Source organism: Arthrobacter sp. Soil764 (genome assembly GCF_001428075.1).
Taxonomy (GTDB): Bacteria; Actinomycetota; Actinomycetes; order Actinomycetales; family Micrococcaceae; genus Arthrobacter.
Map to the genome: position 1 here is coordinate 353,711 of NZ_LMSI01000020.1, position 24,671 is coordinate 378,381.

Here is a 24,671-nt window from a genome sequence, read left to right on the forward strand (position 1 = left end):
CAGGGTGGGCGATGTCAGGTGGCATCGGCTGCTGGTCCGGCCTTCGGAGCGGCTGCTGGCCGGCGGGGAGGGGCAGCGGCTACGGAACTGCCGGCGCGTGGAGTATCTGGCCCGGCAGCAGGACGTCCGGGCTCCCGCCGATCACTGCACGGTTCGCTGCATACCACCGTGGCCATTCAAGGGCGACGTCGACGTCCGATGCCTCCGGTCCCAGATGGGCACCGACGATGTCCCACAGGGTGTCGCCCGCGAGTACGGTCACTTCTATCGTCTGGCCGCCCCTGTCGATGGCTGCGGTGTCACTGCGACCCAACCTGGGGCCGGCCGCGGTCCTGGCATCCGGTGCGGCCAGCAGGCCCGGTTCCACCACTGGGGGAGCCGGCTGCCATCCGGGGCTGGGCCCGGTAAGGGCTGGTGGGGTGCCCGGTTCCCACCCCGGCGAAAGGCCTACGCTGCCTGCTGGCGGTACTTCATGCGGAAGTCGCTGGTTTTGGACCTGTTCGCCACCGGGGCTGTTTCTGGCGGTGGGCTGCGGAACATTGGGGCGGGCAACCGCGCTTGACGGGGCGGAGGACGCCGTTTGTGCCTGTGTTGGTGTCCACTCGGGCCCAGGCGTGCTTATTACCCCCGCATTGGCGGCGACACCTGTCACGAGGTGCAGTGAGAGTGCGGCAACCACTGCCCGCTGCATAAAAGCCGGTGAAAGGCTTCGCGCGGCCGCCGCGGCCCGGCGTCGTCCCAGGCGCTCCAACAAAACGGAAGCAGAGGCACTCAGGATTGAGACAGCCCACCAGAGCAGAAGGGCAATGCCTGCAACGGCTGTTGCCCCGCCCAGGAGGACATCCACCGATCCGCCTTGGTGCCGCGCACTGGATTGCTGCCACTGGGACAGCAGGCCCGCCGCGAAGACGCAGAGCAGGATGCCGAGCATCAGCAGGGCCAGCGCCATACCTGCATCCCACCACCTGATCTTGGCCGAACGAGCCATTACTACCCCTTTGACGTCGTTTGATGTTGTTTGATAACGCTTGCATCAGTCTGAACCGCTTCCAAGGGATTTGTCCATACGCTGGAATGAAAAAGAATGCGCATTGACGGGCGTGGCCAAGAACCCTACTCTGGCGGAATGCGCTGGGATGCACTCTTCAATGACATGGAAAGCCAGCTTGCGGAGGCAGACCGGCTGGCGCTCGAGACCGAGGTCAACGAGCGGACGCGGGTTGAGATGGTGAGCCTGCCCCTTGAGGACAGGCTGCGCGCGGCGGTGGGTTGCCGGATCAGCGTCCAGCTCAGCTGCGGCGATATGGTGCGTGGTGAACTGACGCATGCGGGAGCGGATGCGCTGGTACTGGATGACGATCAGAACCAGGTGCTCATTCCGTATGCGGCCGCAATGCGCTACGTGGGCCTGGGCAGGCAGGCGCGGGCCGAGAACTCACAGGTGCGTCGCTCAATAGGCCTCGCGCACGCCCTGCGGGGCCTGGCCCGCGACCGGGCGGAGGTCTCGGTAACGATCTGTGGCGCTGCCGGATCCGTGCGGCTGGCCGGCGTCATTGACCGGGTGGGCAGGGACTACATCGACTTGGCCGCGGTGGTTCCCGGCGAGCCGCGGCGGAACCGCAGCGTGGCCCAGGTTTCAGCCATACCCTTCACGGCGCTGTCAATGATCAGGTCCCAGAAAACCGATGCGGGCCAGATGGGTTAGACGCTTTTGGAGCGCGACTCCTGGATCATGCGGCTGGCCTCGGCGTAGCGCTCCTCGATGTACTGCTCCAACATCTTCTCTTCGACCCGCCATTGCCCGCGCCCGCCCACCTGGATGGCCTTCAGTTCACCACTGCGAACCAGGGCATAGGCGGCAGGGGAGTTGATCTGGAGCTGTTCCGCGACGTCCGCGAGTGTGAGGAACCTGGGCATGCATTCATTTTGCCATCAAGTGGTTCAGTTTGTTGCTCTTATCCACAGATTGACGGCATTTAAACAAATGACTTTTGTTCCCCGGGGCTTGCAGTAACAATGAGGAAGTCCGGCCGGCGTGGGCAGGTCCGGTGTACCCAGGGGGAGAACGGTATGGTTCCTGATTCAAGTGCCACTGCAGCACGGCTAAAGCGTCCATCGTGGAAGGACCCCCGGCTGCTGGTGGGAGTGCTCCTGGTCCTGGTATCGGTTGCCGGAGTCATCTTCCTTGTGGGCAGTGCAGACCGGACCACAGAGGTGTTCGCCGCGCGCGACGGTATTGGAGTGGGCGAGCGCCTGACGCCAGAGAATGTTGTCCGTGCCAAGGTCCGGCTGGGCGACACTGAACAGCAGTACATCACCGCCGAGGCCGGCTTGCCCCAGGACGTTGTCGCCGTGCAAAGGATTGGGAAGGACCAACTGGTCCCCAGGGCAAGCCTTGGGCAGGTGGATCGGCTGGACCGGAAGCCTGTAGCCCTCAACCTCGAGCAGACTTTGCCCTCACAGGCAGTTGCCGGTGCCCGGGTTGATGTCTGGGTGGCACAGCCGGATGCGAAGAATGGATTCAGCGAGCCCAGGTTGATCCTTCCCGGGGCGGAAATTGCGGAGGTCACCACCGGATCCACAGCCCTTGGATCGTCGAAGACCATCGTGTTGATGGTGCTGGTGGAGGACAAGCAGATGCCTGCTTTGCTCGGCGCGCAGGCAAACGAGGCGAAAATATCCGTGGTGTGGAACCCGGGTGGCGCCCGATGAGCATCCCCGTTGTCACCGTAGGCCAGAGCCGTGAGGACCTGGTAGGTGGCCTTGAACGACTCCACGGCCCGGTCACCGTGGTTCGACGGTGTGCGGAACTTCCCGAGCTGCTTGCCGCCTGCCAGAGTGGGCTGGCAAGGGCAGCTGTCGTGGCCGAGGGGTCCGAGGGGCTGAGCGCTTCCCTGGTCGACCGTTTGGGAGCTGTTGGCGTGGCAATCGTCGCCCTGACTGATAATGCGGAGGAGGCAGCCCGGCTCCACAGGATCGGTGTCGTCCCGGCGCTGACAGGGGTTGAGTCGGCTGAGCTTTCGGACAGGATCGCCGACGCCGTCGCCCAGTTGACGGGCAGGCTTCGTCCGGCCAGCCTCAGCTCGCCGGCCGATACCGGGGCTGCGCTGGCAACAGATCCCGTTGTGCCTGAACTGGATACGGAGGGGTCCGGAGCCGGGGAGCTGATCGTTGTCTGGGGTCCCGCCGGATCCCCGGGACGGACAACCGTTGCGGTGAACATTGCCGGTGAGATGGCAGCTGACGGCCGGGGGGTCCTGTTGGTCGACGCCGACACGTACGGCGCCAGTGTGGCGGCAGTGTTGGGTCTCCTGGACGAGTCAGCAGGGCTTGCCCAGGCGTGCAGGCTTGCTGACCAGGGGCTGCTGGACGCGGACGCTCTGCGTAAGGTGGCCGCCACGGTCGCCACCACAGCCGGGACATTCCGGGTGCTGACTGGCATAACCCGCGCCGATCGGTGGACTGAGCTCCGTGCGCCTGCCTTGGCGCTGGTGCTTGAGCGGGCGCGGCAGATCGCGGACGTTGTGGTGGTGGATGCCGGCTTTTGTCTTGAGGCGGATGAGGAACTGAGCTTTGACACCATGGCGCCGCGGCGGAATGCGGCCACATTGCGCCCGCTGGAACTGGCTGACACCGTCTATGCCGTGGGAGCTGCTGATCCTGTGGGCGTACCGCGGATGGTCCGTGCACTTGCCGAACTGGAAGGAGTGGTCCCGCAGGCGTCGCCCACCGTCATCATGAACAAGGTGCGTTCCTCCTCGGTTGGAAGGGAGCCGGAGCGTCAACTGCGGGATGCCTGGGAAAGGTATGGCCCCGCCTCCGGACTTAAGGCGTTCCTGCCGTACGACCCCGCAGCCGCAGACGCAGCCCTCCTGGCAGGATCATTGCTGCTCGAAGCGTCCCCCGGCTCGACCCTTCGGCATGCCATCCGGGAGCTCGTTTGTGCACCCGACCAGCGAAAAGGGAAATCATCTGTATTTTCTTCCACACCGAGGCGAAGAGCAAAGGACTAGGCTCGCCATAAGAGCTGCAAAGGTGCGGCGAATATCTCTGATGGAGGCGTTGTTGATGTCGTCTGGATCCAGTGTGGAGGACCAGCCCCTTTCCATTGAAGGCCTTGAAGGTTTCATGGGGGACTACTACCAGCACCTGGCTGAGGAGGATGCCCGGAGCTACTCCCGGGACGTATTGGAGTCCCGGGCCGGTGAGCACAGGCGGACAGCGTCCGTCCGGCAGCCCGGGCAGGCAAAGATCTCGATCGTCGATGAAGAGGACAGCAGCGTCATTTTCGTCGTCACCGACGACATGCCGTTCCTCGTCGACTCCGTGAATGCAGAACTTGTCCGGCAGCACGCGGCCATTAAGCTTGTGGTGCACCCTCTTTTCGTAGCAACCCGGAACCGGGAAACAGGCGAACTGGTCAAGGTCAACAGGGTCCCCGCGCACTTGGGCATCTCAAGCGGCGACACAGCGGCAATGCCAAACCTTTCCCATCTCATTGCCCAGGGCGAAAACGCCTCGCACATGGAGTCGTGGATCGCCGTCGAAATCCAACGCGTCCCGGACGACGTCAAAGCGTCGCTGCTTGAGGGACTTACCCGCGTCCTGAAAGACGTGCGGGCAGCCGTCGAGGACTGGCCCAAGATGCGCCAAAAGGCCCGCGAAATTGCGGAAAGCCTGGACCAGGTGGCCCATCCGGCGCAGATTGCCGAACTGCGGCAGGCCAAGGACCTGCTGCGGTGGCTCGACGACGGGAACTTCACGTTCCTGGGCTACCGCGAATACGACCTGCTCAACGTTGACGGTGAAGACGTCCTCGAACTGCGTGAAGACAGCGGCCTCGGGCTTTTGCGCGCCGCCGCCGACTCCCCCCACATCCAGCACCTCACCGACACCGGCCGGAAAAAGGCGCGGGAAAAGCGCGCCCTTGTCATCACCAAGGCCAACTCACGGTCCACGGTGCACCGCTCGGCCTACCTGGACTACATCGGCGTCAAAAGCTTCGACGCCGCGGGTAATGTCAATGGCGAGCGCCGCTTCATTGGACTCTTTGCCACCAGTGCCTATGCCGGCTCCGTCCTGGATATTCCCATCGTCCGCGAGAAGGTGGACGCCGTGCTGCAGAGCGCAGGGTTTCCGCCGGACTCGCACTCGGGCAAGGATCTCCTGGGAATCCTGGAAACCTACCCCCGTGACGAGCTCTTCCAGATCGAAATTCCCGACCTCGCCGCCACCGCGCTGGGAATCCAGAAGCTGCAGGAACGGCGGCGCACGCGCCTGTTCCTGAGGCCGGACATCTACGGCCGGTTCATGTCCGCCGTCGTCTACCTGCCCCGCGACCGCTACACCACCAACGTCAGGCTGCGGATCGAACAGGAACTGAGGGAAACGTTCCAGGCGGTCTCAATCGACTACGAAGCCCGCATGACGGAGTCGGCGCTCGCCCGGCTGTTCTTCCGCATCCGGCTGCCTAAGGACGCCGACGTCAGCCATGTCAACACCGACGAGCTGGAAAAGCGGCTGGTCCGGGCCGCACGGTCATGGAGTGAGGGTATTGCCCAAGTCCTCCGGGAAGGGCGGGATCCCGCCGAAACAAAGGAACTGGCCGCTACCTGGGCCGAGGCGTTCCCTGCCAGCTACCGGGTGGACTACGAAGTAGAGGACGCGCTTGAGGATATAGCGCGTTTTGAAAAGTACGGGGCGGCCGCCGAGCGGAAGTCCGGGGAGCGGCAGGACCGTCCCGGTGTGCACGTGTACCTTCCGGAAGGCGCCGGCGCTACCCTCGAGGAGGATGCCCGGGTCAAGCTCTACATGCTGGAGCCCAAGAGCCTGAGCCAGATTTTGCCGTATTTCCACAACCTCGGACTCGAGGTCCTGGATGAACGGCCCTTTGAAATCGAAACAGCAGACCGCCGCGACTTCTTCCTTTACGATCTTGGACTGAAGTACCCGGCCGGGGTGGACCCCGTCTCCACGGGAGAGCTCCTTGCCGAATCCTTCGGCGCGGCTGTCACGGGCGCTGCAGAATCGGACAGCTTTGACCGGCTGGTGCTGAGGGAGGGCCTGCAGTGGCGGCAGATCACTGTCCTGCGAGCCTACGCGCGCTACATGCGCCAGATGGGCAACAGCAGCTCGTTCGGCTTCATGGCGGACACGCTCCTTGCAAACGCCGACGTGACACGAGGTCTCACGGCACTCTTTGCCGCCCGCTTTGATCCGGCCCTGAGCGATGAAGACCGGTCCGAGGCCCAGGAGTCCGTGCGTCAGGAGCTGGCAGTGTCCATCGAGAAGGTGGCAACGCTGGATGCCGACCGCGTGCTGCGCACTTTCGTCAACCTCATTGAGGCCACCCTTCGCACCAACTTCTACCAGGACAAGTCGCACCTGAGCTTCAAGCTGAACCCCGCGCAGATCGAAGGCCTTCCCTTCCCGCGGCCCATGTTCGAAATCTGGGTCTACTCCCCGCGCGTTGAGGGTGTGCACCTCCGGTTCGGCAAGGTGGCCCGTGGCGGGCTGCGCTGGTCCGACCGGCGGGAGGATTTCCGGACAGAGGTCCTGGGCCTGGTAAAGGCGCAGACGGTCAAGAACGCCGTCATCGTGCCCACCGGCGCCAAGGGCGGGTTCTTCGCCAAGCAGCTTCCCGATCCCACCATGGACCGCGCGGCCTGGATGGCTGAAGGCGTGGAAAGTTACAAGACATTCATTCGCGGACTGCTGGACCTTACTGACAACCTCCTCACTGAAGGCGACGGCGAGCGGCTCGTGCCGCCGTCGAACGTTGTCAGGCATGACGACGACGACTCCTACCTTGTGGTCGCGGCGGACAAGGGAACGGCTACTTTTTCCGACATTGCCAACGGCATCTCCGCGGAGTACGGCTTCTGGCTTGGCGACGCCTTCGCCTCCGGCGGCTCCGTGGGTTACGACCACAAGGCCATGGGCATCACGGCACGCGGAGCCTGGGAATCCGTCAAACGCCACTTCAGTGAACTGGACCTGGATACCCAGACCGAGCCGTTCACCGTGGTGGGCGTGGGGGACATGTCCGGCGACGTATTCGGCAACGGGATGCTCCTGTCCCGGCACATCCGGCTGGTCGCAGCATTCGACCACCGGCACATCTTCCTGGACCCCAACCCCGACGAGGAATCCTCGTTTGCGGAGCGGCAGAGACTGTTCGAGCTGCCCAGGTCTTCCTGGGACGATTACGACAAGTCCCTGATCAGCGAAGGCGGCGGAGTCTTCGTGCGGCAGGCAAAATCCATCCCCGTGTCCCCCCAGGTGCAGGCCGCACTGGGGCTCCCGGCGGAGACTACTGAACTCAGCCCTCCGGATCTGCTGCGTGCCATCCTGCTGGCACCTGCAGACCTGCTCTACAACGGCGGGATCGGGACCTACGTCAAAGCGAGCTCCGAGTCCAACGCGTCCGTGGGCGACAAGGCCAACGACGCGATCCGCGTCAACGGCCGGGACCTGCGCGTCAAGGTGGTGGGCGAGGGCGGAAACCTGGGCATGACCCAGCGCGGCCGCATCGAGGCAGCTTTGCAGGGAGTCATTCTCAATACCGACGCCATCGACAACTCCGCCGGCGTCGACTGCTCCGACCACGAAGTGAACATCAAGATCTTCGTTGACCGGATGGTCGCTGCGGGCAAGCTGCCGGCTGCGGATCGGGCTGACTTCCTCGCCTCCATGACCGATGAGGTGGGCCGACTGGTCCTCGAAGACAACATCGACCAGAACATTTTGCTGCTCAACGACCGGACCCGGGTGGCGGAGTGGAGCCCGAGCTACGAGCGGCTCATGGACTGGCTGGAGAAGAGCGCCGATTTGAACCGGGACCTGGAGGCGTTGCCCACCACGGCGATGCTGCGGGACCGGCTGCAGCAGGGGCAGGGCCTGACGTCACCGGAGCTTTCGGTGCTGGCCGCCTATGCCAAGATCGAGCTGGCAACGGCGCTGCGCGACAGCGACCTTGCCGATGACCCATGGTTCCGGCAGACGCTCCGTTCATACTTCCCGCACCAGCTTCGCGAACGCTTTGACGCGGAGCTGGACACCCACCCGCTGCGCCGCGAGATCATCGCCACGGTGGTGGCGAACGACATGATCAACCTCGGGGGAATCACCTTCGCCTTCCGCGTCATGGAGGAGACGTCGGCCAGCGAAGTGGCCGTCGCCAAGGCGTTCGTGGCCCTCCGCGAGGTATATGAACTGGACGCGATGGTGGGCGAGTTGAACAGCCTGCCTGCCTCGTTCCCCACCGAGCACTGGAGCACGGTCCACCTGGACATCCGCCGGCTTTTGGACCGGGCCGTCCGCTGGTTGCTGAGCCAGGAGAGCGTTTCACGTCCCATCGCCGATGTGGTGGCCGAGTTCAAGCCGCTCATGGATCCGATGCGGGCCCGGCTGCTGGGCTACCTGCGCGGCGACGACCGGGAACGGGTGGCGGAGTGGCTGGCGAAGGGCCGCGAGTGGCAACTCCCCGAAGGCCTTGCCCTGCGCTGGGCCGAGTTGTTCGAAAGCTTTGTCCTGCTGGATATTGCCAAGATTGCCCGGACCCGAAAAGACCCGGTGGAGCAGATTGCCGCGGTCTACTACACGGTGTTCAACCGTTTCCACGCCGACTCGTTGCTGGAGCGGATCAGCAGCCTGCCGCGCCAGGACCGGTGGCAGGCACTGGCCCGGGCCGCCTTGCGCGACGATCTGTACTCGACCGTGTCGGACATGACGACGGCGGTGCTGGACGCTACGGCCGCCGCCGACTCGCCGGATGCACGGCTCAAGGACTGGGAAGCACAAAATGCCGAGCAGTTGGGCAGGGCAAAGAGCATGTTCGACGAGGTGAACGCACTGGAGGCCGACGACATGGCCTCACTGTCGGTAGCATTGAGGCTCTTGAGGTCAATCGTCCGACGCTAGCAATCCGGCGTCGCAAATGGAGGTGCAGTGGCAATCTTTACGGACCCCATCAGGGAACATGCTGATTTCGGGCCGGGCGATGCCGAATGGCTGCACCTCCTGGTGGGGGACTGGCAGATGGTCGCGGACTTGGCGTTCGCCGACTTGGCGCTCTGGTTCCCCCACCCGGAGCTTGGCTATATTGCATTGGCCCACGTCCGGCCTTCCACCACGCACACCGCGTTCCACAGCGACTTTGTGGGAGAGGGAATCCGCTCCGACCTGCAGCCGCTCGTGGAAAAGGCATGGAACTCGCGGTCCATCGAGCGGTCCAGTGAGACGAACTGGAACAGCGAGATGGCGTTGCGGGTGGAGGCGGTTCCAATGGTCCGCAATGGCCGGACCCTTGCGGTGGTCACCACCCACATGGACCTCTCCAGCTCCCGGATGCCGTCGCGGCTGGAGTTGACCTACCGCCAGTGCGCCTATGACCTCCTGCGGATGGGCACGTTGGGGTTGTGGCCGGACTTCGCCTCACCCACCGGGTCCCGCCGCGGTGCCCCCCGTGTGGGCGACGGCCTGATCAGGCTGGATGCCGATGGCGTGGTGCAGTATGCCAGTCCCAATGGGGTTTCGGCCTTCCGGCGACTGGGTGACGGCGAATCCCTGGAAGGCCGCTCCCTGGCCGAGGTGACCGCCGGCCTGCTCAAGGACCGGCGCATGGTCGATGAGACCCTGCCGCTCGTGGTCACCGGACGCATGCCATGGCGCAGCGAGATCGAGTCCCGCGGGGTCAGCCTGTCCCTGCGGGCCATACCGCTGCGGGACGAGCAGCAGCGGTTCGGGGCCCTGGTTCTTTGCCGCGACGTCTCCGAGCTGCGCCGGCGCGAGATGGAACTGGTGACCAAGGACGCCACTATCCGGGAGATCCACCACCGGGTCAAGAACAATCTCCAGACCGTAGCTGCCCTCCTGCGGATGCAGTCCAGGCGCATGGTCAGCGACGAAGCGAAGCAGGGCCTGGAGCAGGCGATGCGGCGTGTGGCCACGATCGCGCTGGTCCACGAAACCTTGTCTCAGGGCCTAACGCAGAGCGTTGATTTCGACGAACTGATCGGGCGCCAGTTCCGGCTTTCTGCCGAAGTGGCTTCCCCCTCCCAGCAAGTCAGGACGGAACGCTCCGGTACATTCGGCGAGCTGCCCAGTGATCTGGCCACCCCGCTGGCCCTCGTCATAAATGAACTGGTCACCAACGCGGTGGAGCATGGACTTGAGGGGCGGGCGGGAACAGTCTGGCTTGTTGCCGACCGGTCTGAGGGGGATGACGGCGAAGAGCTGACAGTGACCATTGCCGACGACGGAGTGGGGCTTCCACATACTCCGCACGTTGAGGGCCTCGGACTTCAGATTGTGCGGACACTCGTCACCAGCGAGCTTGGGGGGACCATCACCTGGGAGCGCCGCGAGGGCGGCGGGACCGACGTTAAGATCCGGCTCAGCCTGGCGGGCAAGTAGGCGGTACCGGTGGGCCTGAGGGCCGGCCGGCCTGGGGAGTACAACAACAAACAGAGGCCCCTGGACGATCCAACGTGGATCGTCCAGGGGCCTCTGTCATGGGGTTGCTTGGACCCGGGCTTGCGGCCGGGCGGTGCGGGGCCTATCTAGGAGGCGCGGCGTGCCCGGGCGGCGCGCCGCTTGAGTGCGCGGCGCTCGTCTTCGCTCATGCCGCCCCAGACGCCGGCATCCTGGCCGGACTCAAGGGCCCACTGCAGGCAGGTGTCCACTACGGGGCACCGGCGGCAGACACTCTTGGCTTCCTCGATCTGCAGGAGGGCCGGTCCCGTATTCCCGACGGGGAAGAACAGTTCCGGGTCCTTCTCGAGGCACGCTGCGCGGTTACGCCAATCCATGCTGATCAGTTGCTCCATTTCTGGGAAAAGCCCTTTGTGAAATTATTCACTAGTGGCTACAAAGGAAAAGGGCCCTCTGGGCCCCCTTGGTCATCTTCATCAAGCCTGTCATGTTAACGCGGTGTAAACAAGGGGTAATAACGCTTGATATCCGTCGAAACCTGAGCGATGCATCACAGTGGCAGCTCCCGCCCTCACCAGTGTCCGACTATGTCGGGTAGGGTGCCAGTGTGTCAAGACCCCCGGTAAACCCAGCAGGTGCCCCAGCCTCTCCTGACGAGCCGGGGAACGGTCCTGGAGAACGTTCCCCTGACGGGGGCTCGGAGACCGTTCCGGCGGCGGCCAAGGTGGTGGCGCTTATCGCTGCTGCGGAGGCGGCTGCCCTCCTGGTTGCGGCCGGCTGGTACGCCTATGAGCTGCTCAGCGGGAGCCCTGTGCTGTCGTTCTGGGGTGCCGTCTTCACCCTGGGCCTCCTGCTGGCGTTTTCCGCCTGGCTGTTTGCAGTGTCAGTCTTTCTCTACCGGGGCTATCGATGGACCCGGGCGGCTGCGCTGGTGGCCCAGTTATTCCTTCTGAGCGTGGGAGTACCTGCCATCACCAGCGGACTGATGCTTGCCGGGCTTGCCATGGTGGTCCCCGCCGTCATTGCCATTGTTCTCCTGTTCTCCAACAGGGTGATCAACCATGCCTCGCGGACAGGAAGTGCACCCCCTGCTCTTTGACCTGCCCGATGCCTTGCCGGCCAGCCCGTGTACGTTCGACGCGGTCGAGGCGTGCTTACACTGAGGCCCCCGACCACGCCACCTGAAGGGGACAGGAGCGCCCGCCTGAGATGAGGACGCCACGTCCCGGCGGGGGTTGGGCCTCAACGTCAAACCTGACCCCAAACAGGTCGCCGTCAGCCATTGAACGTGGACCCAGCAGAAGCCCGGCTCCGGCAGCCCGTGCGTTCATGACCAGCGGAACGCGCTGGAAGAGCAACGGGCTGTAAGCAGCGGTGACCACCAGGGAATGGCCCAAGGCGTTCAACTGCTCCAGAGCGTTCAGCGCAGGCGGGGCAAGCTGGTCGACGTCGTCCACCAGCAGCACGGTCTTCGGCGACAGTCTGCCGCCCTCCGCCTGCACCAGCAGGTCCTTCCAAAAATCTCCCGTGGCCTCTGCCGGCATGGGAGAGGTGCACCACTGTTGCGCCGGGTTGAGTGCCGCCAGTGCGAGCAGGGTATTGCTTTTGCCGCTTCCCGGGTTGCCAAGAATTACGGCGACGCCGCGGCCGGGCAACCGCAGGGACGCTGGAGCGGGCTCATCGCCGGCAACTCCCAGGAAGGCGTCGCTCTGCCAGCGGTGCGGTTCCGGGATTTCGGAACGCCCTGCCCCATCCGCTCCATCCTTCCCGGGAAAGCGTTGCACCGCCGGGTGCTGCAGCCCTGCCTCCTCCATGAACGCTGCCACCTGCCCCACGGTGATTTTCGCGGGGAGCGGTTCAACACGGAAGGGCGGCGATGCGGCCGGCGGATATTGGGACCCGCTTCCAGCTGCGGCAGGGCGCCGGATCGGGTTGCGGTAGAACTGGCAAGCAACCGGGCCGCCACCCGCCACAGGACCGAAGGCTGCCGCCCTGCCGCGGACGGCCGGCATGGCAGGCACCCGGGGCCACATCGCCCGGCTTTCCTCACTGGAACCGGCGGGAAAGAAGAATCGGTTGGGAATGGCGCCAAAGAACCTGGCCGTTACAAGCTCGCGCTCCCCATGGACCACAACCGTAATACCTGCCCTGGCGCCGTCCCTGACGAGGTCCTGAACCAGATCCTCCGCCCAGGCCAGCGGTCCGGACCGGAAAGCCGACACCCAGGAGCCCCAGCCGACGATCACGAGAATGAGTGGTACCTGCCCGGAGGCGGGCTGGCCCAGCCGCTGCCCCAGATCACGGACAAGCCGCTCCAGAATACGGACTCCGCGCCGCAGGTCGTGGAGTCCGGCATGCGCGCCCACCCGGGCCTCACCTGCAACCGGGCAAAAACTCCCGGCGGAGTCCAGGAAATAGAAGTGGGCCTGGTCGGGGCCGGCCATCAGTTTAAGGACGGCCACTTCCAGGGCCGATCCGGCTCCGGATGCGGGGCTGCCAATGAATGCTGCGTGGCCGTGGCTGGCAGGGCTCCAAACAAGGGGCTCAAGCTTTTGTTTCTCGGGCACGTCCATCAGGCCAAGACGCACCTGCCCCGCCGGCGTTTCGGGTTCCAGGGACAGGGGCGGCGGGCTTCCTGAATTCATGGTTTGCCCGTCCCGTGAGGGCTCTTCCAGTGCGTCCGGCAGGGGAGGAGCCACGGGCCTTCTCGGCACGGCCTGTTGCTGCGCAGTGCACAGGCTTTTCACCAGTGCAGCCAGCGGTTCCACTGCCTGCGCAGGGGTGGGTATGGAGGCCCGGCCACCGCGGGGGCCGCCTCCCTGGAGGGCAAGGTAATCCGTTGTCCGGTGGACGGTAACGGCGATTGGCTGTATGCCTCCGGCAGCGGACGACAGGGACGCCGTCTGGAACTCGCCGGCCGCTTCCGTTCCGCGTGCCAGGAAGGCGCGGCCGGGAGTAGCAACACTGATGGCCGCGGCGTCTTTGGAGTTGACGATGTCCACGGATTCCATGTCGGACTGCACTCGGAGGGCGATGCTTGAAGTGACGTTTGCGCGGATGTCAGCTGTTAAAGCTCCCTGCGGTCTCTGCGTGGCCATGATCAAGTGGATGCCCAGCGACCTGCCGATTGACGCTATCCGCAGCAGCTCGCGGAGAACTTCCGGCGCATCGTCAACCAGCATCCTGAACTCATCAATGACGATGACCAAGTGGGGGAGTACGAAATCTCTGGCCGCCGCAGTGGAGCGGTATGTGGAGAGATCAGGGACGCGGGCCGCGGCGAGGCACCGCTCCCGGAGCCGCACTTCTGCCCGAAGCGACCTCAGTGTTCGATCCAGTTCGTCGGCGGCAAGATCTGTTTGCAGTCCCACGCAATGAACCAGGCTGCTCAGCGGATCAAGACCTGAACCGCCCTTGAAGTCGATGAAGTAGAAGTTGACCCGGTCCGGCGGGTAGGTCAGGGCGAGCGCGAGGGCCAGGCTCCGGAGCAGTTCCGACTTCCCTGAGCCTGTTGTGCCCGCCACCAGCAGATGGGGGCCGTCGGCGAGTAGGTCCAGGACCTTCGTTCCGGAGGTGCTCACCCCCACGGGTACGGGCAGCCCCTCAATCCTGGCGCTGGAGTTCCAGCGGTCAGCGGTGGCGGCGAGCGTCAGGGGCAGGACTTCGTCCAGGCTGCATGCAGCGGGAAGGCCGCTTCGCTGTTCTTTGTCCTGGTGCCGGCAGTCTGCCAGGCGTCGGCAGAAAGCGGTGAACACCTCGGCCGGCACCAGGTCCGGGACAAACACAATCTCCCGGTGGTTCTGCACCAGCGTTGACCTGCGCTCGGACAGGAAGATATCCGGTGCGGGTGATTCCCTGTCCTCAGGCAGGAAATGAAGAACCTGCCACCCCCTCTGCAGCGCTGCTTCACGCACCGCCTGTTCAGCCGCAGCTGCGACGCTGTCCCCCCGAATCAACAGGACGCCGCGCTCGCAGCCCTGTTGATGGCAGCTGTTCAGGACATGAAGGACGGCATTCAGCGTGGCAGCCAGCGTTACTTTGGGTAAATACCGGGCTGCGAGGGGGAGGGCTCCCGGCGGGCCATAGACGAGGACCTGCACATTGTCCGAGCGCGGGTAGCCCGCCAGTTGCATGAGACAGCAACGGAGGCTGCCATCGATGGCAAACCTGGGGCCGCCGATTATGGTGAGCGCGCGGGCAGGGTCGAGCACGACAGGGACGGTTCCCGCCGTTGGGACTGTCCCGGCCGGGCCAGCCGGTTCCACTTTGATATTGGCTGGCTGTTCTCCCTGGCCCAGCCGCAACCATACTTGCTGGCCCGGGGAGCCCGCACTCGGCATCCCGTTGGCCTTCTGGGCTGCCAAGGCGACGATGGACAGCGGAGGGGCGCACCGCCGTCGGCGTTCCCTGTCTTCCGCAACAGCTGAGGTCACAGCGGCTGACAGTGCCCGCCTCTGCCGCCGCCCGCTGACAGCGGGCACCAGGGCCGCAAATACCGAAGCCGCGGAAAAGGCAAGGAACATCCACGTTCCTGTGAGAACGGCCAGCAGCACTCCCAGGGCCAGCGGGAGGACTGCGGTCAGAAGGATCAGCGTTCGACTTCCTGTGTCAGGATGACCGGGAACCACGATCGGTTCAGCCACCGGTTTTCCGGCATCCGCCAGGAGTTTCCCCGGCACATCTGCAAATACCAGAGACAGGCTTGACTGACCGCATCTTAGGGTCGAGTCCGTCGAAACGATGGCGCTCCGTATCTTTTGACCGTCCACGTACGTGCCGTTGGCACTGTCCAGGTCAACCAACATGATTTTCGTGTCAGTAACAACGAGACGCGCATGTTCGCGGGACAGCTCCTGGTCGGAGATGACAATCCGCGTGCCGCTTCGGCCGATGGTGTAAGTGCCACGCCGTAACGGCACGACAGTTCCCGCTGCTGCCCCGCTGTCGATGGCGAGGACCAGGGGAGGGGACGCATCAGCACTGGGCTGGCGCCGCAGCCGTCGGCCCGAAGGGGCGGTGCCGCCGTCGACGAGGATCGCCGCCTCCACGAGCGGCGGCACACCGAGGACCAGAGACCGCAGATCCTTCCCATCCACCGTGACCGCGCCCACGTCGAACTTCCGGACCAACTGCTCATGAATGACGTGGCCCGCCGCGCCGGCGGGTGCATCAATGGACAGCTCCACGGGCGGCTGGGGACGTGACCCGGGGCCGCCAACCAGCGTGCAATTAAGCGTCATGACTTGTCGATTCCTTCGTGCATGTAGCTACACGCTAGACACCGGACGCAACGCTTGGCGTTGGCTTCTACGCCTATGTGGATAACGGCTGACGCCAGCATGTGGGCCGGGTCACAGGGGGCATGCGGATTCGACGGGTCGTACGCTCCCTCGGGTAGGGTAGAGCAGCAGACAAATGCGTAACATTGCGCTGCCCGCATTCGAACCAGGAGATTTTGTGACCGCTGACCTCGTCATCGTAGGGTCTGGCTTTTTCGGCCTGACAATCGCAGAACAGGCCGCCACTGAGCTCGGCTTGAAGGTCGTCGTCATCGACCGGCGCCACCACATCGGGGGCAACGCCTACAGCGAAAGGGAAGAGCAGACCGGGATCGAGATCCACCGGTACGGTGCCCACCTTTTCCATACCTCGAATGAGAGGGTGTGGGAGTACGTTAACAGGTTCACCACTTTCACGAACTATGTGCACAAGGTTTATGGCGTCCATAAGGGCGAGGTCTATTCGCTGCCGATTAACCTTGCCACCATCAACCAGTTCTTCCGGGCGAACCTCACACCTGGCCAGGCCAGGGAGCTCATCCAGGAGCAGGCGGGGGAACTGGCGGGAACGGACCCGCAGAACCTGAACGACAAGGGCATCCAGCTGATTGGCCGGCCACTGTACGAGGCTTTTATCAAGCATTACACCGGCAAGCAGTGGCAGACGGATCCCAAGGACCTGCCGGCCGGCATCATCTCCAGGCTTCCCGTGCGTTACAACTATGACAACCGGTACTTCAATGACAAGTACGAGGGCCTGCCCACCGACGGCTATACCGCGTGGATCGAAAAGATGGCGGAGCACCCGAATATCGAGGTCCGCCTGAATACAGACTTCTTTGACGAATCGCACGAGTACAGCAAGAACAAAGTTGTGGGCAACATTCCCGTGGTATACACGGGGCCCGTGGACCGGTACTTCGATTACACGGAGGGCGACCTTTCCTGGCGCACCATCGACTTTGAGGAAGAAGTCCTGGACATGGAGGACTTCCAGGGCACCTCTGTCGTCAACTACAACGACGAGGACGTCCCCTACACCCGTGTCATCGAACCGCGCCACTTCCACCCTGAGCGCGACTACCAGACCGAAAAGACGGTCATTATGCGCGAATTCTCACGCTTCGCGGAAAAGGGCGATGAACCTTACTACCCGGTTAACACCTCGACGGACCGGGAGCGGCTGCTCAAATACCGCGACCTCGCCGCGGCCGAAAAAGACGTTCTGTTCGGTGGCCGGTTGGGCACCTACAAGTACCTGGACATGCACATGGCGATCGGATCCGCGCTGAGCATGTTCGATAACAAGATCAAGCCGCATTTTGAAAGCGGAGTAAAGCTGGAAAGTGGAGGCGTGGACGCATGACTGCACCTGAAGAGTCATCCTCATGGAGCGCTCTTCAGAGAGTGATCCTCCCGTCCCCCGACCAGACGGACACCATCCCGCTGTACGTGGATGCAGGTCCCGCAAGCGGCATCCGTCTGCGTGAGAATGACGAACTCGCCCGTACACCGAAGCTGCCTGAAGAAAAGCTTCAGATGTTCAGTTCCGGAAGCCGCCAAGCACGGTTTGAGGATCTGCTTTCGAGGCAGTCCATGCGTGTCCGGTCCGGTGAACAGATTTCCTTCGGAACATACTTCAATGCGTTTCCGGCCAGCTATTGGCGGCGCTGGACCTCAGTGCGTGATATCCGGCTTGTGGTCAAGACGTCAGGGACCGGCGCCGTCACCGTCTACAAGTCGAATGCCCGCGGCTCAGTGCAGCGGGTCGATGGTCAGCACGTCGATGGAGAAGCAACCTCCGTCTTCGAACTCTCACTCAAGCCCTTCGGTGACGGTGGGTGGTACTGGTTCGATCTTGCGGCCAGTTCCACGGACCTGGTCCTGCAAAGCGGTCAGTGGGAGACCTTTGAGGCGCCCCGTGGCAGTGGCCAGGTGACATTGGAAATCACCACAATGAACAAGCCTGACTTTTGCCTGAATAATGCTCGAATCCTCGCGGAAAATCCGGAGGCCCTTGCAAACGTCAAGGAAATCCTGATCGTCGACCAGGGCACCAGCAAGGTGGAGGACCAGGAAGGATTTACCGAGGTTGAAGCCTCCCTGGGAGGCAGGCTGCGCATCATTAACCAGCCGAATCTCGGCGGTTCAGGCGGTTTCGCGCGTGGCATGTACGAGTCTGTGGAGAACGGCAGCGACTACGTCCTGCTCCTTGACGACGACATTCTCATGGAGCCCGAAAGCATCGGCCGAATGCTGACCTTCGCCGACCGGTGCCGCACTCCGGCGATCATCGGCGGGCATATGTTCGACCTCTACAACCGCAGCGTGCTGCATACCTTCGGAGAGGTCGTGGACCCGTTCCGTATCGTGCCCGCACAGCCGCATGCGGACATGGAGCTCCGCCACGACTTCGGCGTCGCCAACCTTCGGCAGACAGCGTGGCTGCACCGGCGAGTGGATGTCGATTACAACGGCTGGTGGATGTGCTTGATCCCTACAAAAGTGATCAAGGAAATTGGTCTGTCCCTGCCGCTCTTCATTAAGTGGGATGACGCCGAATATGGCCTTCGCGCCAAGGAAGCCGGCTACCCTACGGTTTCCCTTCCCGGTGCGGCTGTTTGGCACGTCTCGTGGGCAGACAAGGATGACATGGTCGGCTGGCAAGCCTACTTCCACGAACGCAACCGACTGGTCACAACCCTGATCCATAGTCCTTACCCAAAGGGCGGCCGCGTTCTTCGTGAATCAGTGCAGGCGGACGTAAAGCACCTCGTGTCAATGCAGTACTTTACGCAGCATGGCAGGATTGAAGCGCTCCGGGACATTTTCAAGGGACCCGCGGAACTGCACGGGGCGCTTGCTTCGAAGCTGCCGGAAATCAATGCGCTGAAAGCCCGCTACTCCGACGCCCAGCTCAAGGAAAATGTCGATGACTTTCCGGCTCCCAAGTTGGGCCGGGGCCCCATGAGCGGGGCTCCTATCGGCATGCCCGCCAAGAAGGAGCTGGTGTCGTGGGGGATCAAGACAGTGTCCCGGCAATTGGTTAAGAGCCCGGCACCGGAGAACGCAGAGCGGCCCCAAGGCTTCCTGGCACACCGCGACAACCGCTGGTTCAGGCTTGCCCACTACGACAGTGTCATCGTCTCGAATGCTGAGGGGACCGGTGCGTCCTGGTACAAACGGGACCCCAAGAAACTCAAGTCCATGTTGGCGGAGGCCAGTCGACTGCATTTGCGGCTGTTCCGCGATTGGGACAAGCTGGCTGAGCAGTACCGGACCGCCGTCCCGGAAATCACCTCAATCGAGGCCTGGAAGAAGACCTTTGGCCTGGATCTCAGGAACGGAAACTAGATGGCCGGGATGGGTGACGGGTTCGTCAGGCCCGGAAGTGGCCGCGGCCTGCTGGATGTATACGGTGACCGCTTCCTGTTGAAGCTGCTGGTGCGCAAGGAGATCAAGATCCGCTACCGCGGGTCGGTACTTGGGCTGCTGTGGTCGTATGTAAAGCCGCTCATGCAGTTCTTGATCTACTTCATCGCGCTTGGCATCTTCCTCAATCTCGAGCACGGAACGCCCAACTATGCGATTTACCTGTTCGCCGGCATAGTTCTCGTCAACTTCTTTACCGAGGCTTTGTCCAACTCGACGCGGTCCATCGTCGACAACCGGGACCTCATCAGGAAGATCTATCTGCCGAGGGAGCTTTTCCCCGTCGCAACCGTTTGGGTCTCTGCGGCCCATTTCCTGCCGCAATTGATCGTGCTGATTGCTGCGTGTCTCATCGTGGGCTGGGCTCCGTCAGTGCTGCAGCTGGCCGCAGTTGTTCTGATCTTCATCATGGTTTCCGTGCTCGCCACTGGGCTGGGGCTGATGTTCGGGGCCGTCAACGTTTACTTCCGTGACTCGGAGAACATCGTTGACATGATCGTCATGGTGGTCACTTGGGCATCACCGGTGTTATATGTCTGGTCGATGGTGGAGCGTGTGATGGGGCCCTGGTACTGGGTATACCAGCTGAACCCCATGACAACTGCCGTAGAGGTATTCCACTGGGCTTTTTGGGAGCCCACGCTCAAGGCCGACCAGGTTGTCAGCGGCACGCTTCCCCCTGATCTGTTTACCCTCTGGCTGCCGGTGTCGATGCTCGTGACCCTTGGGGTGCTTTTCCTGGGGCAGTTGACGTTCCGCCGGCTTTCCGTCCACTTTGCCCAGGAGCTCTGAGATGACTTCGCTCAGCCCCGTCGCCATCAGTTGTGTTGGCGTCCGTAAGCAATTCGTCCTGCGGCATACCCGCTCCCTCAAAGAGGCTTTGGTGTGGCTCGTGAAGGGCCGGAAAGGCGACCTGTCCAAAAAATTCCTGGCACTGAATGACGTGTCCCTTGAAGTGCGAAAAGGTGAAACCGTCGCACTCCTTGGGCTCAACGGCTCAGGCAAGTCCACACTGCTTAAACTGATCTCAGGGGTACTGCAGCCAGACGGCGGCAGCGTTCGAACCCGTGGAAGGGTAGCCGGGCTCATCGAAGTAGGAGCCGGCTTCCACCACGACCTCAGCGGCCGGGACAACGTCTACCTCAATGGTGCCATTCTGGGCATGTCCGAGAAGCAGATAGACGACATGTTTGACTCGATCGTGGAATTCTCCGAAATTGGAGAATTCATCGACACCGAGGTCAAATTCTACTCATCGGGTATGTACTTGCGGCTGGCCTTTTCCATCGCAGTCCATACCGATCCCGAAGTCTTCCTGATCGATGAAATTCTCGCCGTTGGTGATGAGCCGTTCCAGCGGAAGTGCATCGCCAAGATCAAAGAACTGGCTGAGAAGGGCAAGACCCTCTTCGTTGTGAGCCATGATCTCGACCTGGTGGCCACGATTTGTGAGCGCGGAGTCCTGCTCGAGCACGGCAAGGTGGTCATGGACGGCGAAGTGCACGAGGTCGTTGGGGAACTCCGCGGCCGGAGCCTGGAAGCATGACCCCATTCATGTGTGAGGAAGCCATATGTTGACGTGGCTTCCCGCAGTCCCGTCGCTCCTTGTTGCCTTCGCCATTGTTTTTGTCCCGGGTGCTCTCCTCGGATGGGGACTACGGCTTCGGGGGATTACGCTCTATGCGTTGGCACCGCTGTTCACGACTACGATAGTGGCCGTCGGTCCTATCCTTTTCCAGTTGCTTGGCCTTCGTTGGGACAAGAACGGCTTCATCATCACCGCACTGGTCTCCGCCGCTGCGGCGGCAGTGGTGGGCCGACTGGTCGGGAGCACGCCGTCAGACTTTCGCGGCGGCTACCAGAGGCGCATACGAACAGACATTATCGGTCTGGGTTTGGGAGCAGTCGTGGCTGCCATCCAATTCATGCGCATGTTTGGACAACCACAACATATCTCGCAGACTGCGGACAACATCTTCCACTTGAACGCCATCCGCTACATCGTGGAGACAGGCTCCGGCTCGTCCTTGCAGTTGGGTGGAATGACGGGAATTCCTTTCTACCCCGCAGCCTGGCACACACTGGGTGCCTTGATTGTTGAATTTGCTGGCGTATCCGTCCCGGTTGCAGTCTCCTCCCTATGCATTGTCACGGCGGCAGCAGTCTGGCCCGCAGCCGTACTCCTCCTTGCCAGACAGGTGTGCCCCAGATCGCCGAGGGTCGGTGTCCTGGCCGGCCTGGTCGCTGCCTCCTTCCCCGCCCAGCCGATTCTTCTGGCCATGTGGGGTGTTTTGTACCCCAATCTCTACTCAACAGCCTTGTTGCCGCTCGTCCTTGCCCTGCTCGTGCGGATGCTCGGTTTCTCGTCGGACCGCAAGGGCCAATTTGAGGGGATTGCTCTCCTCTGCCTCATCATCGGTGCACCCGGTATCGCGCTGGCGCATCCCGGTGCCGTTATGGCACTGATCGCCATGGGTTGGCCGCTGGTGATCATGGCACATCGACGTGCGGCCCAATGCTTTCTGGCCCGGATGCCCGAGCAGCGTGCGAGGGCCATCGTCGTGGTGGCCCTGGTTTTGGCCGGCGCGGCTACCGTTGCCTTATGGGGCGCGCTTCGGCCAGAGGCCGTGGACTCCATCGGCCCACCCGTTCAATCCCTGGCACAGGCTCTGGGGCAAATATTTCTTGGGGCACCCATGGGAGGTGCTGTCGGATTATTCATCGCGGCGGGCCTTCTTGGTGGGCTTGTTATCGTGACAAGGACGGCCCGGCTGCGTTGGCTCCTGGCCTTGTTTGGCATAACAGCGTTCCTGTTTATCGCTGTTTCCTCTTTTGATCGCGTGCCGTTCCGCGAGTACATCACAGGCGTTTGGTATAACGATGCGTTCCGCGTCGCCGCTCTCTTGCCTGTCGTCATGGCGCCGATTGTTCTCGTTGGATTCGACTGGTTCCTGGTGCGCGCAATGCGGTTGGTGGGTAAGGCCATGCACGGGGGAGCAGCCGAACGCCGACTCCTGCGCATTGCAGCACTGGCTGGCCGTCTTCAGTCCCCGCGGATGTCCCTCCAGTCCGTAGTTTTGATCGTTTTCGTATTCCTCTTCGCTGCCGAGAGCCAGCTGGGAAATATGAGGATGGCCGTATGGGATGCACAGAACGGATATAACCAGACCAACCAGTCCGAGCTCCTAAGTACCGACGAAGAACGCCTGCTCATGCGCGTTGCTGCGCACGTTCCGAAAGACGCCGTGATTGCGGCTAATCCATGGACAGGAGCTTCACTCGTCTACGCCTACACGGGTCGACGCACGCCAGAACTGCACACGTTGTCCACGGTGAACGACGACATGAGGACGGTAGACGCAAAGCTGCGTGAAGCCCGACGGGATCCACAGGTCTGCGGAGCAGTTGACCGCCTCAACGTGGGATACGTGCTCGATTTTGGAACCAGGGAGTTCCGTAATTTCAGGCACGAGAACTATGACGGTCTTCTGGGACTGGACAGAGCGGGCGTTGCGCACGTCATTGATCAGGAAGGCGGCGCGCGTCTACTGAAGCTTGACGTCTGCGGCGGCGCCGATTCGGCAATGGCGAATAAAGAACAGGGGCAGTGAGAAAGTGGAGTGGTTGTCCGCTTCGGCGGCCGCATTAGCGGCTCTTGCCGTGATATTTCTTCCGGGGCTCGTGATGGGCTGGACATGGAAGGTTCGCGGGCTAGGGCTGCTGGTGGCTGCTCCTTTGCTGAGCGTATCCGTCGTCGCAGTTTCAGCGGTGGCTCTCGGTCTCTGTGGAATTCCGTGGGGTGGCCCCCAATTTTTCGGCTCCGCGCTGATTGCTTGCGTCATCGTGAGTGTTGCCCGTGTCCTGGTGCCGTCCGGCGCACTCCAGGTCCAGGGAAACTGGCCGCGATATTCAACAGCCGGTATCGGACTAGGCGCCCTCCTGGTTGCTGCCACGCTGGTGGCAGCCTGGGGACATCCCGGAGCGTTTTCCCAGACAATTGACGACGTATTTCACCTGAATGCCCTGACATGGATAAAGGAAACAGGTTCAGCTTCCAGTCTCACGCTGGGGCAGTTGAACGGATCCGCCTTCTATCCAGCGGCTTGGCACGGCGTCGTCAGTCTCACCATGGCACTCAGCGGCCAGGCTGCGCCGATTGCCATCTTTGCCGTGTCCGCCGTTATCGCCACGGCAATTTGGGTTCCAGGCTGCATTTATCTCTGCCGCCATCTGCTCGGGGCATCCGGTCTTCTTCCTGTGGTCTCTGGTGTGGCTTCCGGTGCCTTCGCTGCCTTTCCGCTGCTCCTTTTGGATTTTGGCGTGTTGTACCCGAACCATCTGGCAGTAGCCATGCTGCCAGGGGCGCTGGGCCTCATGGTTCAACTGCTCCGGGTCTCCGCAGTTCCTGACTTGGTTCCCTCCTCGGCAGCCCTGTTGCTGTGCCTTGGCCTACCGGGACTGGCTCTCGCCCATCCAAGCGCGCTGCATTCCCTCGTTGCTTTCACATGGCCGGTGTTCCTGGTATTCCTGTGGAGGAAGTGGTTTGACGCGGCAGGACTGCGCGGCCGCGGTTATCTGGTCGTTGGTGCCGGGGCTGCCATGGCGTTCACGCTGGTGCTCTGGAGGTTCGTTCGTCCCGATCCGTCGTCATACTGGAACCCCGTTGAGATGCGCGCGCAGGCCATTGGGGAAGCCATCATGGTGGCACCACTTGGACAGGCGTCCACGCCAATCATCGCGGTGTTCATGCTGATGGGGCTTTTCTACCTCATTAGGACCCCGGAAAGGCGCTGGGTAGCAGGTTTGTTTGCAGTTGGGGCATACCTGTTTGTGAATGTGGCATCGATCGATGCGCTTCCATTCCGGAGAACGGTTGCAGGCCCTTGGTACGCGGACCCGTACAGGCTGGCCGCCCTGCTCCCGCTTGCAGCAGTGCCGGTAGTTTCCTGGGCGATCGTCGCGCTTACCAGCAGGCTGCAGCCGTTACTCGCGTGGAAGGGCAGACGCTTCCGCAGTGCTTCGGTTGCCGTGCTTCTTGTACTCGTCTTCCTGATAGGGCAGGCATCAAACATCCTGCATCAGGTTTACTCGGCCCAGGACAAGTACTCCCTCACGGAAGCGTCACCCCTCCTGAGCCGCGATGAAAAAGAGCTTTTGGACGAGTTGCCGTCTCTGGTTCCCGACGGCGAGGTCCTTGCGGGGAATCCTTGGACTGGGACTGCCCTCGCTTACACTTTTGGTGCACGGAAGACTCTGCAACTTCATATGTTGTCGGCTACCCCCGCCGACGTGGATATCGTCAACAGGAAGCTTGACGATGCGCGGTGGGACCCGAGAGTGTGCGGCGCCGTCAACAGGCTCGGCCTCCGGTATGTCCTGGACTTTGGCAAAGAAGAAATTGGCGGCGGAAGCCATCCATATGACGGCCTTTTGGGGCTGGATACGAAGGGTGTTGCAGAAGTAGTGCGGCAGTCCGGAGGGGCACGGCTGCTGCGTGTTACGGCTTGTGCTGATTCGTAGGCTTCC

Annotated in this window: 16 protein-coding genes; 12 read left to right on the forward strand and 4 right to left on the reverse strand. The window is 62.7% G+C overall.

Annotated features, from left to right (window positions below):
• Nucleotides 1–79: 79 nt before the first annotated feature.
• Nucleotides 80–988 carry a LysM peptidoglycan-binding domain-containing protein gene (locus ASG86_RS20550; RefSeq protein ID WP_156386182.1) on the reverse strand — a complete coding sequence of 303 codons (909 nt, stop codon included), beginning with the start codon at nt 986–988 and terminating at the stop codon, nt 80–82.
• A 138-nt stretch (nt 989–1,126) separates the two neighbouring features.
• On the opposite strand from ASG86_RS20550, the gene ASG86_RS13025 reads away from it, so the two are divergent.
• The gene (locus ASG86_RS13025; RefSeq protein ID WP_056335518.1) at nt 1,127–1,705 is read left to right on the forward strand and encodes a hypothetical protein; all 579 of its coding nucleotides are present in this window, start codon (nt 1,127–1,129) and stop codon (nt 1,703–1,705) included.
• On the opposite strand, the gene ASG86_RS13030 is transcribed toward ASG86_RS13025, so the two are convergent.
• Nucleotides 1,702–1,917 carry a helix-turn-helix domain-containing protein gene (locus tag ASG86_RS13030; protein ID WP_018768505.1) on the reverse strand — a complete coding sequence of 72 codons (216 nt, stop codon included), beginning with the start codon at nt 1,915–1,917 and terminating at the stop codon, nt 1,702–1,704. The genes ASG86_RS13025 and ASG86_RS13030 overlap by 4 nt on opposite strands.
• 153 nt (nt 1,918–2,070) lie before the next feature.
• Here ASG86_RS13030 and ASG86_RS13035 point away from each other — a divergent pair, with 153 nt between their 5' ends.
• From ASG86_RS13035 to ASG86_RS13050, 4 genes are read left to right on the forward strand one after another with little or no spacing between them, the layout of a single operon-like run.
• The gene (locus tag ASG86_RS13035) at nt 2,071–2,712 is read left to right on the forward strand and encodes a hypothetical protein (protein ID WP_056334846.1); all 642 of its coding nucleotides are present in this window, start codon (nt 2,071–2,073) and stop codon (nt 2,710–2,712) included.
• Nucleotides 2,709–4,013 (forward strand): AAA family ATPase, encoded by a 1,305-nt coding sequence (locus ASG86_RS13040; protein WP_056334848.1) that lies wholly within the window; start codon nt 2,709–2,711, stop codon nt 4,011–4,013. The genes ASG86_RS13035 and ASG86_RS13040 overlap by 4 nt, the downstream gene beginning before the upstream one ends.
• A gap of 55 nt (nt 4,014–4,068) precedes the next feature.
• Nucleotides 4,069–8,922 (forward strand): NAD-glutamate dehydrogenase, encoded by a 4,854-nt coding sequence (locus ASG86_RS13045; RefSeq protein ID WP_056334853.1) that lies wholly within the window; start codon nt 4,069–4,071, stop codon nt 8,920–8,922.
• Nucleotides 8,923–8,949: 27 nt separating this feature from the next.
• Nucleotides 8,950–10,416 carry a sensor histidine kinase gene (locus ASG86_RS13050; protein ID WP_056334857.1) on the forward strand — a complete coding sequence of 489 codons (1,467 nt, stop codon included), beginning with the start codon at nt 8,950–8,952 and terminating at the stop codon, nt 10,414–10,416.
• A 146-nt stretch (nt 10,417–10,562) separates the two neighbouring features.
• Here ASG86_RS13050 and ASG86_RS13055 read toward each other — a convergent pair whose 3' ends face one another.
• Complete coding sequence (locus ASG86_RS13055) at nt 10,563–10,811, reverse strand: WhiB family transcriptional regulator (protein WP_015937605.1); 249 nt, start codon at nt 10,809–10,811, stop codon at nt 10,563–10,565.
• Nucleotides 10,812–11,041: 230 nt separating this feature from the next.
• Between ASG86_RS13055 and ASG86_RS13060 the strand changes: the two genes are divergently transcribed.
• A complete protein-coding gene (locus ASG86_RS13060) occupies nt 11,042–11,533 on the forward strand; it encodes a hypothetical protein (protein ID WP_056334860.1) in 492 nt (163 codons plus the stop codon).
• A 55-nt stretch (nt 11,534–11,588) separates the two neighbouring features.
• Here the strand turns inward: ASG86_RS13060 and ASG86_RS13065 are convergent, their stop codons facing one another.
• Nucleotides 11,589–15,674, reverse strand: coding sequence for an FtsK/SpoIIIE domain-containing protein (locus ASG86_RS13065; protein ID WP_056334862.1), 4,086 nt, complete (start codon nt 15,672–15,674; stop codon nt 11,589–11,591).
• A 217-nt stretch (nt 15,675–15,891) separates the two neighbouring features.
• Here ASG86_RS13065 and glf point away from each other — a divergent pair, with 217 nt between their 5' ends.
• From glf to ASG86_RS13095, 6 genes are read left to right on the forward strand one after another with little or no spacing between them, the layout of a single operon-like run.
• Nucleotides 15,892–17,079, forward strand: a complete 1,188-nt coding sequence (gene glf, locus ASG86_RS13070; protein WP_056334865.1) for a UDP-galactopyranose mutase — start codon at nt 15,892–15,894, stop codon at nt 17,077–17,079.
• On the forward strand, nt 17,076–19,067 hold the full coding sequence (locus ASG86_RS13075) for a glycosyltransferase (protein WP_056334867.1): 1,992 nt from the start codon (nt 17,076–17,078) through the stop codon (nt 19,065–19,067). Before glf ends, ASG86_RS13075 begins: the two co-directional genes overlap by 4 nt.
• Nucleotides 19,068–19,937, forward strand: a complete 870-nt coding sequence (locus ASG86_RS13080) for an ABC transporter permease (RefSeq protein WP_056334871.1) — start codon at nt 19,068–19,070, stop codon at nt 19,935–19,937.
• 1 nt (nt 19,938) lies between these two features.
• Nucleotides 19,939–20,691 (forward strand): ABC transporter ATP-binding protein, encoded by a 753-nt coding sequence (locus ASG86_RS13085; RefSeq protein WP_056334874.1) that lies wholly within the window; start codon nt 19,939–19,941, stop codon nt 20,689–20,691.
• Nucleotides 20,692–20,716: 25 nt separating this feature from the next.
• Nucleotides 20,717–22,756: a DUF6541 family protein gene (locus ASG86_RS13090; protein ID WP_056334876.1), complete on the forward strand. Its 2,040-nt coding sequence runs from the start codon at nt 20,717–20,719 to the stop codon at nt 22,754–22,756.
• A 4-nt stretch (nt 22,757–22,760) separates the two neighbouring features.
• Complete coding sequence (locus ASG86_RS13095; RefSeq protein ID WP_156386184.1) at nt 22,761–24,665, forward strand: DUF6541 family protein; 1,905 nt, start codon at nt 22,761–22,763, stop codon at nt 24,663–24,665.
• Nucleotides 24,666–24,671 lie beyond the last annotated feature (6 nt).